The sequence below is a fragment of the Vibrio sp. 10N.261.55.A10 genome (assembly GCF_041470825.1).
Taxonomy (GTDB): domain Bacteria; phylum Pseudomonadota; class Gammaproteobacteria; order Enterobacterales; family Vibrionaceae; genus Vibrio; species Vibrio crassostreae_C.
In genome coordinates, this window is the sequence record NZ_JBFRNC010000069.1 from 19,918 (window position 1) to 35,159 (window position 15,242).

10 protein-coding genes and 1 pseudogene are annotated in these 15,242 nt (G+C 44.5%); 3 read left to right on the forward strand and 8 right to left on the reverse strand.

The features are described 5' to 3' along the window. The first annotated feature begins 73 nt into the window (after positions 1-73). Positions 74-1,636: a methyl-accepting chemotaxis protein gene (locus AB4274_RS19400; protein WP_372112987.1), complete on the forward strand. Its 1,563-nt coding sequence runs from the start codon at positions 74-76 to the stop codon at positions 1,634-1,636. Positions 1,637-1,744: 108 nt separating this feature from the next. On the opposite strand, the gene tkt is transcribed toward AB4274_RS19400, so the two are convergent. After that, positions 1,745-3,736 (reverse strand): transketolase, encoded by a 1,992-nt coding sequence (tkt, locus tag AB4274_RS19405; protein ID WP_372112989.1) that lies wholly within the window; start codon positions 3,734-3,736, stop codon positions 1,745-1,747. An 86-nt stretch (positions 3,737-3,822) separates the two neighbouring features. After that, on the reverse strand, positions 3,823-4,773 hold the full coding sequence (tal, locus tag AB4274_RS19410) for a transaldolase (RefSeq protein WP_017071458.1): 951 nt from the start codon (positions 4,771-4,773) through the stop codon (positions 3,823-3,825). Positions 4,774-5,232: 459 nt separating this feature from the next. Here tal and AB4274_RS19415 point away from each other — a divergent pair, with 459 nt between their 5' ends. Beyond that, complete coding sequence (locus tag AB4274_RS19415) at positions 5,233-6,240, forward strand: sugar-binding transcriptional regulator (RefSeq protein ID WP_017061711.1); 1,008 nt, start codon at positions 5,233-5,235, stop codon at positions 6,238-6,240. A gap of 168 nt (positions 6,241-6,408) precedes the next feature. Next, positions 6,409-7,779 carry a glycoside hydrolase family 18 protein gene (locus AB4274_RS19420; protein WP_017065720.1) on the forward strand — a complete coding sequence of 457 codons (1,371 nt, stop codon included), beginning with the start codon at positions 6,409-6,411 and terminating at the stop codon, positions 7,777-7,779. 91 nt (positions 7,780-7,870) lie between these two features. Here AB4274_RS19420 and AB4274_RS19425 read toward each other — a convergent pair whose 3' ends face one another. From AB4274_RS19425 to AB4274_RS19450, 6 genes and pseudogenes are all read right to left on the reverse strand, one after another. Further along, entirely contained in the window at positions 7,871-10,165 is a 2,295-nt protein-coding gene (locus AB4274_RS19425; protein ID WP_372112991.1) for a putative bifunctional diguanylate cyclase/phosphodiesterase, read from the reverse strand. Positions 10,166-10,550: 385 nt separating this feature from the next. Next, on the reverse strand, positions 10,551-11,399 hold the full coding sequence (locus AB4274_RS19430) for a sulfurtransferase (protein ID WP_017065718.1): 849 nt from the start codon (positions 11,397-11,399) through the stop codon (positions 10,551-10,553). A gap of 123 nt (positions 11,400-11,522) precedes the next feature. Further along, positions 11,523-11,837, reverse strand: coding sequence for a hypothetical protein (locus AB4274_RS19435; RefSeq protein ID WP_017061706.1), 315 nt, complete (start codon positions 11,835-11,837; stop codon positions 11,523-11,525). A 206-nt stretch (positions 11,838-12,043) separates the two neighbouring features. Continuing rightward, on the reverse strand, positions 12,044-12,667 hold the full coding sequence (locus AB4274_RS19440) for a hypothetical protein (protein ID WP_372112993.1): 624 nt from the start codon (positions 12,665-12,667) through the stop codon (positions 12,044-12,046). Positions 12,668-12,678: 11 nt separating this feature from the next. Beyond that, positions 12,679-14,814: an LruC domain-containing protein gene (locus AB4274_RS19445; RefSeq protein WP_372112994.1), complete on the reverse strand. Its 2,136-nt coding sequence runs from the start codon at positions 14,812-14,814 to the stop codon at positions 12,679-12,681. 200 nt (positions 14,815-15,014) lie between these two features. After that, positions 15,015-15,242, reverse strand: a pseudogene (locus tag AB4274_RS19450) (hypothetical protein); the annotation flags it as partial.

Sequence of the window (15,242 nt, forward strand, 5' to 3'; positions counted from 1 at the left end):
TTCACATTTTGTCATAACTTTAATAATTGTATATATTCCTCGCCTAAAATAATAATTAACCTAAGTTAATATAATGACTGTCAGCTCATCTACTCAATCTCGTGAAACGCTTCTCAGCGAAAACGAACAACTTGTCTCTACCACTGATTTAAAAGGCGTGATTACGTACAGTAATGATGCTTTTTGTCGCATAGCGGAATACAGCCAACAAGAATTGCTAGGGCAACACCACAATATCGTAAGGCATAACGATATGCCGAAAGCCGCTTTTGCTGATATGTGGGTTAACCTAAAGCAAGGTAAAGCTTGGCGTGGCATCGTAAAAAACAAAACCAAATCTGGTGGGTTTTACTGGGTCGATGCTTATGTAACTCCAATTTACGACAATGGTAAGGTGAGTGGCTACCAATCTGTTCGTGTTAAGCCAAAGAATGAATGGATACAAGTTGCAGATAAGGCTTACCAAGGCCTCTTGAAGGCTGAAAAGTCGGGTCGCCAATGGTCATTAAAGATCAGTGACAGTGTTCGTTACGCCGTGTTGCTAGGCTCTTTGGCTGCGCCGTTAATTTCAAATCTCATTGAAGTAGGGCAAGTATCACAATGGTTGTTGAGCCTACTTCCTGTTTCAGCATTAGCACTGCTTTTCCGACAAGAGCTGATTGATACTCCACTGCAGTTGAAAAAGCTGCAATCTAAATTCGATAGTGTTAGTCGTCTTGTTTATTCAGGTAATAGTCAGTTCTCTATTGCCGATTTTCACTTAAAACTATTGTCTGCAAGAATCCACACCGTATTAGGTCGCATGACAGACTCAGCCAAGCCGTTACAAGATTTGGCTGACAACCTAAATGCGACGTCATTTGAAGTATCAGAAGCCTTAGATCAACAAACAAAAGACATTCTTCAAGTACGAGAGGCGACTGAAGAGGTTGAAGTCACCGCCAATGAGGTCTCTTCTCGCACAAAAGAAGCGCACCAGATTGTTGATGTGACTTTGCAAACCTGTGCTGGCGCTAAAGAAAGCATTAATCAAACTCATCAAAACTTAGAGAGCCTAGCTTCTCAGGCTGAAAAGGCGACTCAAACGACTTACCAACTGAGCGATCAAGCGCAGAGCGTAAGCAAGATAATGGAAGAGATTGGTGGAATCGCCGAACAAACCAACTTGTTGGCCCTGAACGCTGCGATTGAAGCGGCGAGAGCGGGCGAGCAAGGACGAGGCTTTGCCGTTGTTGCCGACGAAGTCCGTGCATTGTCGGGTCGAACCTCAAAGGCTACGGTTCAGATCAAAGAGAGCATCGATACAATGCTAACGACGATTGAAGGGTGGCAGAAAGATATTCTGGCGAACCGAGAGCAAACGGACGCGTGTGGTGATGTTGCTAAGGTAAGTGCAGAGCGCTTGTCGGAAGTCGAAAACCTAATGCAATCCATGAATGAACTCATGCAGTCTGTTGAAAGTTCTGCTCATAAGCAACGTGAGCTGTCGAGTGAGGTCAATCTGCATATGCAGTCTATCGCGTCTACGGCAGAACAAAATTTGGTTGCTACGCATTCAGTGAAAGACCACTCCACAGAGCTAAAAGAACAAGTTAATGAGTTCTACCAACTGGCAAAGCGTTTCGAAGAAAAATAGCCGTTAGATTTAATCCGAATGAGAGAAAAGACAAAAAAAGCCCCGCATTTTCATGCGGGGCTTTCTGTATGCATCAACCCATTGAAGGGCGAGACAATGTATTCAAGATTAAGCTAGAAGCTCTTTCGCTGTGTTTACTACGTTTTCAGTAGTGAAACCGAACATCTTGAATAGCTCACCTGCAGGTGCAGATTCGCCAAACGTTGTCATACCGATGATCTTGCCACCGAAACCAACGTACTTGTACCAGAAGTCAGCGATGCCAGCTTCTACAGCGATACGTGCCGTTACGTCAGATGGAAGTACAGACTCACGGTACTGCGCGTCTTGTTTGTCGAACGCATCAGTAGCAGGCATAGAAACTACGCGTACTTTCTTACCTTCAGCCGTTAGCTCAGCAGCAGCGTTAACCGCTAGCTCAACTTCAGAACCCGTTGCGATAAGGATAAGCTCTGGCTTGCCTTCACAATCTTTCAGGATGTAACCACCCTTAGCGATGTTTGCTACTTGCTCAGCGTCACGATCTTGTTGTGCAAGGTTTTGACGAGAGAAGATTAAAGATGAAGGACCATCTTTACGCTCAATAGCCAGTTTCCAAGCAACAGCAGACTCAACTTGGTCACATGGGCGCCATGTGCTCATGTTTGGCGTTAGACGTAGAGAAGCGATCTGTTCAACCGGTTGGTGAGTAGGACCATCTTCGCCTAAGCCGATAGAGTCGTGCGTGTAAACTTGGATGTTCTGAACTTTCATCAGAGCAGCCATACGCATTGCGTTACGCGCGTATTCCATGAACATTAGGAACGTTGCGCCGTATGGTACGAAACCACCGTGCAGAGCGATACCGTTCATGATAGCCGTCATACCGAATTCACGTACACCGTAGTGGATGTAGTTACCAGAGAAGTCGTTTGCTTCAAGAGACTTAGAACCAGACCACATAGTCAGGTTAGAAGGCGCAAGGTCAGCCGAGCCGCCCATGAATTCAGGTAGCATAGCACCGAACGCTTCTAGAGCATTTTGAGATGCTTTACGTGATGCGATGTTTGCTGGGTTAGCTTGAAGATCAGCGATGATTGCCGATGCTTTCTCTTCCCACTCAGCTGGTAGGTCACCGTTTACGCGGCGTTTGAATTCAGCTGCCAGCTCAGGGTATGCTGCTTCATAAGCTGCAAGTTTCTCGTTCCACGCTGCTTCCTTAGCTGCGCCTGCTTCTTTCGCATCCCACTCTGAGTAAACTTCCGACGGAATTTCAAAAGGACCGTGCTCCCAACCTAATTCTTTACGTGTTGCTGCAATTTCTTCAGCGCCTAGTGGTGCACCGTGACAGTCGTGCGTACCTGATTTGTTTGGAGAACCAAAGCCAATCACTGTTTTAGTACAGATTAGAGTAGGGCGAGGATCTGCTTTAGCCGCTTCAATCGCTGCGTTGATAGCATCAGAGTCGTGGCCATCTACCGCTGGGATTACGTGCCAGCCGTAAGCTTCGAAACGCTTAGGTGTATCGTCAGAGAACCAACCTTCAACTTCACCATCGATAGAGATACCGTTGTCATCCCAGAAAGCAACCAGCTTACCAAGACCTAACGTACCTGCTAGAGAACATGCTTCGTGAGAGATACCTTCCATCAGACAGCCATCACCCATGAATGCATAAGTGTAGTGGTCTACGATGTCGTGGCCTTCTTTGTTGAATTGTGCCGCAAGCGCTTTCTCAGCCATTGCCATACCAACAGCGTTAGTGATGCCTTGACCTAAAGGACCAGTAGTCGTCTCGATACCTGGTGCGTAACCGTACTCTGGGTGACCTGGAGTCTTAGAGTGCAGTTGACGGAAGTTCTTAAGATCTTCAATTGAAAGCTCGTAACCTGCTAGGTGAAGCAGAGAGTAAATCAGCATAGAGCCGTGGCCGTTTGAAAGTACGAAACGGTCGCGGTCAGCCCACTCTGGGTTAGATGGATTGTGGTTTAGGTGAGAGCGCCAAAGAACTTCAGCGATGTCAGCCATACCCATAGGAGCGCCTGGGTGACCAGAGTTTGCTTGTTGTACGCCGTCCATGCTTAGAGCACGAATAGCGTTAGCTAGATGTTTGCGGTTCATAGAAACTTCCGAATAAAAATTAAGATAAACAAATTGATAAAAGTAGGGGAACTGAACGTTCCCCTATTTGAAATTGGTGAGAGTGATTACAGCTTAGCTGCGATCATGTCTTCTAGTTTGCCTTGGTCAACTGCGAAGTTGCGGATGCCTTCAGCTAGCTTCTCTACAGCCATTGCGTCTTGGTTGTGATCCCATAGGAACTCAGCGTGAGTCATCGCCGCTGGACGCTCTTTAGTACCGTTAGAGTCGATAAGCTTCTCTAATACTTCGCCTTCTGCTGCTTCTAGGTCTGCTAGAAGTTGCGGAGCGATAGTTAGACGGTCACAACCAGCAAGTTCAAGGATCTCGCCGATGTTACGGAAGCTTGCGCCCATAACAACAGTTTTGTAGCCGTGGTCTTTGTAGTAGTTGTAGATATCTGAAACAGAGATTACGCCTGGATCTTCTGAAGCTTCGAAATCACGACCTTCTTTCGCTTTGTACCAGTCCATGATGCGACCAACGAAAGGAGAGATTAGGAATACGCCAGCTTCAGCACAAGCGCGAGCTTGAGCGAAAGAGAATAGAAGCGTTAGGTTACAGTTGATGCCTTCTTTCTCTAGGATTTCAGCAGCACGGATGCCTTCCCAAGTAGAAGCCAGTTTGATAAGGATGCGGTCGTTAGTGATACCAGCGTCGTTGTACATTTTGATAAGTTGACGAGCTTTAGCAACGCTGCCTTCCATGTCGTAAGAAAGACGAGCATCTACTTCAGTAGAGATACGGCCAGGTACAACTTTTAGGATTTCTTTACCGATGTTCACGTTAAGCATGTCGCAAGTATCTTGAACTTGCTGTGCTTTATCACCGCTTTGCGCTTTTGCGTATTCGATAGAAGCATCGATTAGAGGAGCGTACTCAGCAATTTGAGCAGCTTTAAGAATTAGAGATGGGTTAGTTGTTGCATCTTCAGGAGTGTACTTGCTGATAGCTTCGATATCGCCAGTGTCAGCTACAACAGTTGTTAGTTTACGAAGTTGCTCTAATTTATTGCTCATTTTGATCATCCTATGTATCGCATAACACCTCATTAATGGGAGAGGTGTGGGCATTTGCAAGCTAACTAATGAAGTTCTCAATGGTTGTACCAGTGAGCCAAACTTACATTAATTTAAATTTTTCTCCGAACGAACATTTGCACAGAACATTTGATCGCTCGATGAGTAAATGATGTAGCCATATTTATCCGATCTAGCCCCAAAGTCAACGGTAAATAGTACTGTATGGTGACTTCAGTCAAATATATTTCGCTCTAGTAATCATGGGCTATGCAAGCAAACGTTTAACGAGCAAAGTGAGGTGAATTAATCAACAACAAAACCATGGTTATGACTATGAGCAAATGTACCTTGCTGTTACATATGTTTGGGGTGTAAACTTGTGTATCACTTGCTTAAGCATCGAACATTTGTTCTTCAAGCAGGTAAAATAATTGTTAAATATTGGTTGAGTGGTATATGAGTAAGAATATCCAAGATGTTTCCGAAGAAAACACTGATCTCCTCACTGAAGTAGCGGTTGCTTATTATCAAGATGGTGCCACGCAAGAAGAGATATCTAAAAAGTACTCTATCTCCCGTGCAAAGGTTGGTCGAATGCTCAAGCAAGCCCGAGATGAGGGCATTGTTGAGATCACCGTGAAATATCACCCCGTCTTTAGTGCGAAGATCGAGCAACGTTTGATCGAACGATTTGGTGTAAAGCGTGCGCTTGTGGCACTAGACCAACCAAATGAAGAGAAGCAGCGATTACAGGTTGCTGGTTTAGTGTCTAACTACCTTACCAGTACACTGAAAAACGGCATGGTAGTGACAGTAGGACAAGGGCGAAACGTATCGTCTGTTGCTCATCACACTGGCGTCATTACGCCACGAGACTGCAAATTCGTGTGTGGTATCGGCGGTATTCACCCAAGAGGCGGTATGTTTAATGCCGACCATATATGCAGGCAGTTAGCCAAAAAGTACGGTGGATCTTCTGAAACCTTATACGCGCCCGCTTATGCCGAGAATAAAGCGCAAAAAACCGCATTCATGGAAAACAGCACCGTTAAGCAGACCCTCGATCTCGCTCGAAAAGCCGATGTCGCTTTGGTCGGTATCGGTGATATGAGCGAAAACAGCTATATGGTCGACTTAGGCTGGTTTACCGCAGGTGAGGTCGTTCAATCTCGTTTATTACAAGGTGTCGTCGGTGACTTTGCGGGTTATGACTTTTTCGATGTTCACGGTAAAACAGCAAACACAGTAATGAGTGACCGTGTGATTGGTTTGGCCTTGGAAGAATTTCGCCCAATAGCGGAAGTCATTGCCATTGCAGCGGAGAACAGTAAGCCATTAGCTCTATTAGGCGCACTAAGAACCGGTGTGGTCGATGTGATAGCGACCAGCGTAAGTAATGCTTTGACGGTACTTAACTTGGACGAACAACTTAGCGTGAATAAACCAAACAGCAGTGAATCGTAAGATACTTAAGCTTCGTTGAATTCACTATTTGAGTAATCATGGAAATTCCCCTGATGAAACCAGTGCAATAAGGGGGATAACTATTAGACATGACTCGAATAGTGAATTTGTTCAGCGGTTGAAAGAATTATCACTCTTTAATGTTAAGCCACACTAAAGGAGATAATTATGAAACTGTCATTTATCACACACGCTATTTCTAGCAACAGTGACCAATCAAGTTCTATCTTTAAATCTATTTCTATCTTTGGGCTTAGCTCAATAGCCACGGTTTGTATGCTCACACCTACAGTACATGCCGATGATAAAGTCGTCGCAGGGTATTTTGCGGATTGGCAATATCTGAATAAAGACAACCCTTATACCGTTGACGACATACCTGCAGACAAGCTCTCACATATTATTTACGCCTTCTTGAGCATGTGTGGTCCTCATAGCGGTGCTGGTGAGCCCGTCCAAAAACAAATTCAGCAGCAATGTGCAGACAAACAACCATATACCGCGATTATTGTGGATAAAGAAGCTGCGTTAGAAGTCGATTTCGGAGACGTGGGTGTTGATGTCGCCTATAAAGGTCACTTTGCCCAGTTAGCTCAACTGAAGGCCGACAATCAAAATATCAAAATTTTGCCCTCATTTGGAGGGTGGACAATGTCTGAACCTTTCCATGCGATGGCGAAAGATCCTCAAGCCATTGCGCACTTTTCAAAAACTGCTGTTGAATTGATCCAAAAATACGACTTCTTTGATGGTATTGATCTTGATTGGGAATACCCAGGAGGCGGCGGCTTAACCACTTCGCCTTGGAACCCAGAGACGAAACTAACGGATGAGCAAAAAGCGCTAGAGCGTGAAGCTTTTACTCTTTTAGTAAAAACAATCAGAAGTGATTTGGACGCTCTATCAAAGACGACTCAAAGAGATTACGAGCTTTCAACGGCTGTCGGTGTTGGTGCTAAGGCAGCTCAAATTGACTGGAACGCAGCTAGCCCATATCTGACGAACATGTTTGCGATGACGTATGACTTCCTCGGAGGCTGGGGAACTCAAACAGGTCACACAACAAACTTACATGCCACCGAGCGTAGTTGGTGGGGAATGGGAGCTGATGTCTTCATTAATCAGATGATAGAGCAAGGTATTCCTAGCGAGAAGCTCGTGATCGGGGCGGCTTTTTATGGTCGAGGTTGGCAAGGGACAAAAGACTTTGCTGGAGAGCTGCCTAAAGGTGACCTAGTTTCTGAACAAGGGGCGCAGTTTGGTACCGGTGAAAACGGTTACTTCATGTTTTGGGATCTTATGAATAACTACAGCAACAAACAAGGTTATGAGTATAAGTATGATGAGCAAGCTCAAGCACCTTATTTGTGGAACCCAGATAAAAAAGTATTCATATCTTTTGAAGATCAGCGTTCTATTAAAGCAAAGGCAGAATGGGCGAAGAAATCAGACCTAGGCGGCATTTTTACTTGGGAATTATCAGGAGATCCTTCCGGACAGTTGATCGATGTTATGCATAGTGAAATGAATAAAAAGTGAAATGAATAAATAACCGAACAGAAAATATCTAGAAAATAAGGTAGGTGTTTATCTGCCTACCTTATTTAGCTCGTCTATTTAACTCGCGTTCTTAAACAGAACATTCCGCGTGCTCGGTCACTTTCTTGTTTAGGTGAGTAGCCAGCTCATAATAAGGAATAGGGCGAGAGAAGTAATAGCCTTGCATTAAGTCACATCCACATGCCTTTAGAATTGCGAAGTGTTCGTTTGATTCTACGCCTTCTGCTAATACCACCATGCCGAAGTTCTTACCGATTGCGATGATGTTTTGCACCATGGTGAGTGACTGCTGATCGACAGCAATGTTCTCAATAAAGCTCTTATCGATTTTAAGTTCATCGATAGGCAGTGCTTTCAACATACTTAGTGATGAATAACCTGTCCCGAAATCATCTAAAGAGATCTTTATATTCTTCTCTTTGAGGGCTTCAAAAGTCGGTTTCACCAAAGTCACATCTTCAATGAACAAGCTCTCGGTAATTTCTAGCGTTAAACAGCTAGGAGAGAGTTGATACTTTTCTAGTGTCGCGAACAAGTGCTCAGAGAAGGATTGATGAGAAAACTGACGCACTGATATGTTGATCGACAGCCCGATCTTTTGTTCTGTTGTTCGGTGCAAGTGGGCGATCTGCATAATGCTGGACTCAATAATAAAAGTCCCCAGTTTTTGCATTAAACCCGTGTTCTCTGCTATCGGTATAAAGACATCTGGCGGAACAAAACCCAATTCCTCATCAATCCAGCGCACGAGTGCTTCTACACCGTGAATACTCTCATTTGCTCGAACCAGTGGTTGGAAAACCATGAACAGCGTTTGTTTCTCGATAGCGATGCGTAGCTTTTGTTCTACTTTCATTTTGTAGAGATGAGCATCTTGCATTTCCGTTGTGAAAATACTGTACGAGTTTTGCTGCTGTTTCGCTTTGTACATTGAAATATCGGCAGAACGTAACAGGCTATCCAGATCTTTTCCGTGTTCTGGGAAACGCGCTACGCCGATGCTGCAACCTAACAAAAACTGAGCGCTTTCAACTTCATAAGGTTGAGAAAGCACTTCAATAATGCGCTTGGCGAGTCGTTTAATTTCAGCTTCATTCGACAAGGGCGTCAAGAACAAAAACTCATCACTGGATTCACGTACCAATAGGCTGAGGCGAGATCGGAACCTCATCAAACGCAAAGCGATCTGTTTGAGAACCTTATCTCCAAAGTCATGCCCGTGGGTGTCATTGACGCATTTAAAGTTATCGATATCGATAAACAACAGCGAAAACGGCTCTGACTCATCGTCAATCCATTTACCAATGTTTCTACGCATGTACAAACGGTTTGGCAGAGAGGTTAAAGGGTCATGGTTCGCCTGATAAATGAGTTGGCTACGAGTCCGTTGTTCATTCTTGGCAATCGACTTAACCAAAAAGTAGAAACCAAACTGAAGAAAAATAAAGGCAACGAAAAGAATGCTGAACTCTTGTATGAATATACTATCGACGTGAGTTAGATCCGTACGTCCTACCACCCATAATTTGTAGTTTGGGATGTATTTCGCGCTCATCAAAGAGTGGTACTCTTCATCGTCGACGACAAAAGAATAGGTTTCTTGCCCATTCATCGCTTCTTGTACGCTAATTCCGAAGTGGTCGGTAAAGATACTTGCAATACGCTGTATGACATCTTTGCCGACTGGAGAGGAATAGGCACTCTCAGATTCAATATCACTTGAATAAAACTGGCGATAGCTGTCTTTTCTGATCAGGCTTAGTGTATTGAAACTTCCGGCGTGAGCATTATTTTCAAATACGATCGTTGCGTCTAATCGTAGCCCTGCGGTCATTACTGCATCGGTTTTCTTGCCATCGATTGAAATGGATTTTCTCAGCGGGATGACTAAGCTATTCAACGAATCTTGAAAATAGGTACGGCCAAGCACCATGCTACTGCTTGATAGGGCGTCTAGGAAGGAGCCTCTGGTTGGCGCGTATTGCAGCAAGTTCCTTTGATTCGCAAGTTCGAGATTTGAGCTAATCGAGAGGTAATCACCGTCGGTGTTCAACAAGCCAAACGCTGCTATCGCAGGGTGGGTCTCAAGTAGCTTGTCTAATATTGGCCTAATCTGGATAGATGCAGTACGTGTGAAATCAGACTGTTGAGCCAGTTGATGGCCAACCACTTCTAACAAGGCTTCTTGACTGGTCAGCAGCGAGTTGACGGAGCTAGAAAAAAGCTCAACCTGAATGTGTTGCTGCTCTATGAAGTCGTCTCTGTTTGCTTTCCAGTTTGTTATTCCCAACGCGGCGAAAAGTATCAGGGTCAGTAGTACGACAAACGCGTACAGCGACCAGATATTTTGCTTAAATAGAGCCATGAGGTGCCTTTGTTGGTTACTACTTTTAACAGACTGCAAGTGACAAACTATTGGGTTGTCAGCGCGATTCATGCAACGAAAAATACAAACATCAATGATGAAAGTATTAATGATTAAATAGTGTAACGACTACGAGCAGAGATTCTTGAGTGAAAAATTAGTATTCATAACGTCGATAACGATTAGTTTATGATTAATCACGAATTATGGTTAGCAAGTTGATGTGGGTTACAAATCAAACGGCGTGAATCGAGTCTTGGTCTCAAATGAACATAGCGTTAACTGCGACATAGAGGCTTACTTCATGAGACGTGGAGCCATCATTATCAGTAAGCTCTTTATGCATGCGCAGTATATTCTAATAGTTGCATTAAGCGAAGTTGAATTACTTTTTAGTCACGGCGATAGGGAGTTTGTCGTTAGCACCCCATTCCGTCCATGAACCATCGTAAACACCCATTTCACCGTTATAGCCAGCGAGTTTAGCGGCTAATAATATGATGCAAGCTGTTACGCCAGAGCCACAGCTAAAGAACATAGGTTGAGAAGGCGTTAATTCTAGCGTTGAAAAGATATCAATAAGCTCTTCTTGGGACTTTAACTTGCCGTTTTTGAGTACTTGGGCAAATGGTAGGCAAATAGAATTCGGTATATGGCCACTACGCAAGCCTTCACGTGGTTCAGGAACTTCTGAATCGAAACGAGCTTGAGAACGAGCATCTACAATGTTTGCACTCTTGTCAGTTGAGTAACCTTCAATCTGCTGAGCACTGACAAAGTAGTTGTCTTGAATATGGCCTTCAAAATTGCCCGCTTTTACTTCGGTGCGATAGTCAGTCTCGGTCGCGTAACCGGCTTCGATCCAAGCTGGCAAACCGCCATCTAAGATGAATACGTCGTTGTGTCCCATTGCCATAAACATCCACCACGCACGAGGAGAAGCGAAGGTTCCGGAGTTATCGTAAACCACAATCGTACTGTCTTGATTGATGCCAATTTCTTTTGCGCGAGTGTTGAAGTGTTTTTCGCTCGGAAACATGTGAGGAAGCAGAGTGTGCTTGTTACAAAAGTCTTTGTCGTAGTCAAAACGAATAGCACCAGGAATCATTTGTCCTTTGATCTTTTCTGACTCGCTTGGAATTTGAAACTCGATGCTGGCGTCGAGGATGATGATATTGTCTTCTGCTAGCAAACGTTGTTGAAGTTGTTGTGGTGAGATGAGTGGCTGATTCATTATTGTTATATCCATTCTTGTTGTTTTAGCGATTCTTACTGTTTTAGCGAATACAGTGGTAGAGCGATTACTGTTGCTTTTGCGAATACAGTTGCTTTACGAATACCGTTGTTGCATCGATGGCTACTGTGCAGCTCGACAGTGGATGAACTGATAACTGCTTTGTCCGGTTATTTGATTGTTTAATGTATCAAGCGCGACCACAGAATCAATAGGGCAGTCTGTGGTAGGAGCAATAGAGAGCCGAAATACGTCATTATCTTTTGTCTGAACCGTCAGATAACGCCTGTGCCCATCTAAGGATTGAGTAAGCGTGTTCGAAATTACTTTGGCTTGAATACGTTGCCCCGTCTCTGATGTTAGCGGGAAATAGGCAAGGGCAACTAACACGCCTACGCCACACATTAAGATAAATAGACCTATTTTTAACTGTTTCATGAGAGTAAGTCTTTGAAGGTTATGTTGAAAATATAAGTGAGGTTGGTGGTAAAGTGAATGCTACTCGCTAAGAAAGCTGAATTAACTGCTCTTCGACGAAAATAAAAAAGTGAGCATTTCTGCTCACTTCCTACTTACAAACAATCCATTTTGACTCTGTTTCGTCAGAGATCTCGCTAACGACAAGTTACCTGCTGTTCAACAATTTACTGCCAGACAATCTGAGAGTCGCCGCTAGAAACCACTTGTTGTAATGGAGGTTGACCATCGTAAAACCAAATCTCTATCAAGAGTGCGTCATGGTTTACTGGTGCTGCAAAGTTGGAGGCGAACACACCGTTATCTAGTGGGCCCGCAATGACCTTGCTGGAGTAATCCGGCTTCAAGGTTGAGTCATCTCTTGTACTAAAGCGGCTATAAACGGTCACAAAAGAACGGTCTGTCGAAATGCTGCTGATGTCAATGTTGAGATCAAACTGTTCAACAGAGTTGTAGTCAAATCCATCAGGTACCACCAAATCACTCATCGTATAGCTCTGCGCTGCTACCGCACTTGTCGCGGGAGACGGCGAAGGCGTTGCTGTTACCGGATTCGACGGAGTTGCAGGTGTCGAGGGTGTAGATGGTGATGCCGTAGATGTACTTCCGCCCCCACCTCCACCGCCGCCGCCTCCACAGCCGGCTAATACTAATGGCGCTGCAGCTAAAATAACGGCTAGTGACTTCTTGATGTTCCAAGTGCTTTGTACAGACATACGTTTTTCCTCAAAGAGATTGCGACTTGAATCAACGCAATGATTGTCTCGATATTGTTTAGTGTGAATAGTCATAACGTCTCTCCTTATGGTTCGTAACGTTGGTTGTCTGCAGGTGATTGGTACCATGTTTGGTTCGTTTCACCGCCGGATTCTGCGTATTCTTTAAACTCTGGGTAAGCGGTAACAATATCGACGTACTCTAAAGGCCACTCCCATTCGTCATCCGAAGTCACTATTAGTGCCCAAGGGTGGTTTTCTACTGTTTTGAAGTATTTACCTGTTGATGGATTACTGTCATCGACGCCTAAACCAGCTTCAAAGAGGTTAGTGGTATCAAATGCTTCGGTTGGAGCTTGGTCTGGCAAGTGAACCTCCCAGCTGCGTCCTGGATGTAGAGGTAGGTTTTCACCGTGATAATAACCAGGCGTTGCGAAAATGAACGGGTCGTAAGGCATATCGGTCCAGCTGCCTGTGCTCACACCGTCACCGGCTAAAGTAATACCAATTTGGAATGAGAACTGCTCATCCTCTTTACATCCATTACTGGTGCGGTAGAAGGTACAGCCAGTGCTGATTTTTTCTGTCAGGTCATTGGCGATAACAAAGATTGCTTCACTACGTCCATCTTCTAGGTCAAGGTCAGTGAATACACCGTTGTGTTTCATGTAAGAGCTGCCATTACTCACTAAGCTCGGGTCTAGGTTAGGAAGTCGAACAGCAAAACCATTTCTGTACGTTGCCCCGACAGCAGCTAGGCGGCCGTCGATAGTGGACTTAACGACTTTTCCATCTTTAAGGATCTCAGTAATGCGATACATAAGAACAGCATCGTTCATGTCGTAATCTGCTTTATATGGCCAGTTATCTTCGTACGCGAGCGTTGCGTAACCAGAAGCACTTGGGAAGTAACGAGCAGTGGCACCATCGTTAAGAACATCGACTTGAATATCGACCACCTCACCAGAGGTTGAACCGCCAAAGTAACTTAGGTTGGTTTGTTGACTGAATCTAAATCGAGCCCAGGTAGTACCGGTCAGTGCGTTGATATCGACATTTAGGAACAGGTCATTCTCACCCGCATCCAGTTGGTAGTCGGTAAATACTTGTTCGTCAGCACCATCGAAGCTGCCATCTTGGTTCCAGTCTATCCAAGCTGAAAGGTAACCAGTTGTTGAAGCTTCAATTACTACTTTTGAATCAAGTCCGGCTTCAAGCGCGGTAACAAAACCGATACCACCGTTGGCCCATTCATCATCCACCCCGACAGTTTCATCTGATTGAGGTGTGACATAACCATCTAGATCCGCATCTGGAGGTGTTGTACCTAACCATGTGACGCCATCCAGTTCATGTCGAGGGCCATTACTTGCGAGAAGAGTCAGGTAGCTATCTGGCGCGTCACCGAAGTCGATGTTTGAATCTTCATCTACAACAGGCGCATTCGCACAACGAGCGCCATCATTTTGACCAGAAGCTGGGCCATTCGATACAAATTCAACCGCCGGAACAATCCCAGCAGCGATATTGGTCGCGTTGTCAGTAGATAAGTTGATTCGGTAAATCTTACCGTCTTGATTTCGAGATACGTAGTAGTAGCCGTTTACATCGAAATAACCTGCGCCAAATGTACCTGTTTCTCCAGTGTCACCAATGTAGGTTTCTGCGCCTGTAGTGGGGTTGAAGCTGTACAGGCCACCCGAGTTGTTATCGATACCATATAAAGAGCCATCACTTGGGTGGAAGGCAAAGTCGGTCAACCTCACAGTTGCTGGACTACCAGCGATTTTGTTGACCGTGACGGTCGCATTCGGATCAGAGTCTAAAGGAGAGAGGTCAACAGTAAATAGTCCTTTACCTGTACGATACAAGTAGTAAACATGGTCATAGACGTCGCCGACATAGAAAGTGTGATCGGTTGGTAAGCCACTGGTATTGATAACTTCTGCTTGGAAGTCTTGACCAAGACGCACTAAACGTTTGTTGGTGGTGTCATAGCCATAAATATATCTGTCTTGAAAGTCGAAACCGACACCATTGATATTGGCATTCATACCCGTATCGTCTTCCAACAGAGTGGTTGAACCTGTTACAAGGTTTACCCCCCAAACTTCAACGGGTTTCGACTGAAAGAGGTATGCTTGACTAGGGCAGGTATCGAATGGCGCTGCGTTGGCGACTAGAGGGGCACTTAATAGCAAACTTAACGTTGTAATTCTCATATCTACATCCTTGTGATGGAAGGTACAGATACAGTTACAAGTTATGTGCCAATTTTAAGCATTTGATTTAATGGGTTTTTATTATTTATCGAGTTCAGTTTCCAATTTGAGTGTCAATATGAAAGTGTGCCATCCAAATAGCCAAAGGCCTTTATATTTCTATTTGATTAGAGCTAAGGATACAAGAGCTTAGGCGGTAATTACGAGTGATTGTCTAATAGGCTCTGTATGTATTCACTCGTGAATGGAACAATATCTGAGACCACTTTGGATGCTAAAATGCTTTCAGCGTTAGCTTTTATTCTGACATATCGAAAATGCTTGCCATAAACCTTTACTCCTCCAAACGGTAAACTCTTTCCTTTGTTAATCAATTCACAATCTGAGTTTGATTCATAAAGGGAATACCCCAGGGCAAGATCATGAAA

Bases quoted from the DNA above. Each gene is read 5' to 3' on its own strand.
- tal (WP_017071458.1), bottom strand. From the start codon at position 4,773: ATGAGCAATAAATTAGAGCAACTTCGTAAACTAACAACTGTTGTAGCT.
- AB4274_RS19400 (WP_372112987.1), top strand. From the start codon at position 74: ATGACTGTCAGCTCATCTACTCAATCTCGTGAAACGCTTCTCAGCGAA.
- AB4274_RS19415 (WP_017061711.1), top strand. From the start codon at position 5,233: ATGAGTAAGAATATCCAAGATGTTTCCGAAGAAAACACTGATCTCCTC.
- AB4274_RS19420 (WP_017065720.1), top strand. From the start codon at position 6,409: ATGAAACTGTCATTTATCACACACGCTATTTCTAGCAACAGTGACCAA.
- AB4274_RS19435 (WP_017061706.1), bottom strand. From the start codon at position 11,837: ATGAAACAGTTAAAAATAGGTCTATTTATCTTAATGTGTGGCGTAGGC.
- AB4274_RS19440 (WP_372112993.1), bottom strand. From the start codon at position 12,667: ATGACTATTCACACTAAACAATATCGAGACAATCATTGCGTTGATTCA.
- tkt (WP_372112989.1), bottom strand. From the start codon at position 3,736: ATGAACCGCAAACATCTAGCTAACGCTATTCGTGCTCTAAGCATGGAC.
- AB4274_RS19425 (WP_372112991.1), bottom strand. From the start codon at position 10,165: ATGGCTCTATTTAAGCAAAATATCTGGTCGCTGTACGCGTTTGTCGTA.
- AB4274_RS19430 (WP_017065718.1), bottom strand. From the start codon at position 11,399: ATGAATCAGCCACTCATCTCACCACAACAACTTCAACAACGTTTGCTA.
- AB4274_RS19445 (WP_372112994.1), bottom strand. From the start codon at position 14,814: ATGAGAATTACAACGTTAAGTTTGCTATTAAGTGCCCCTCTAGTCGCC.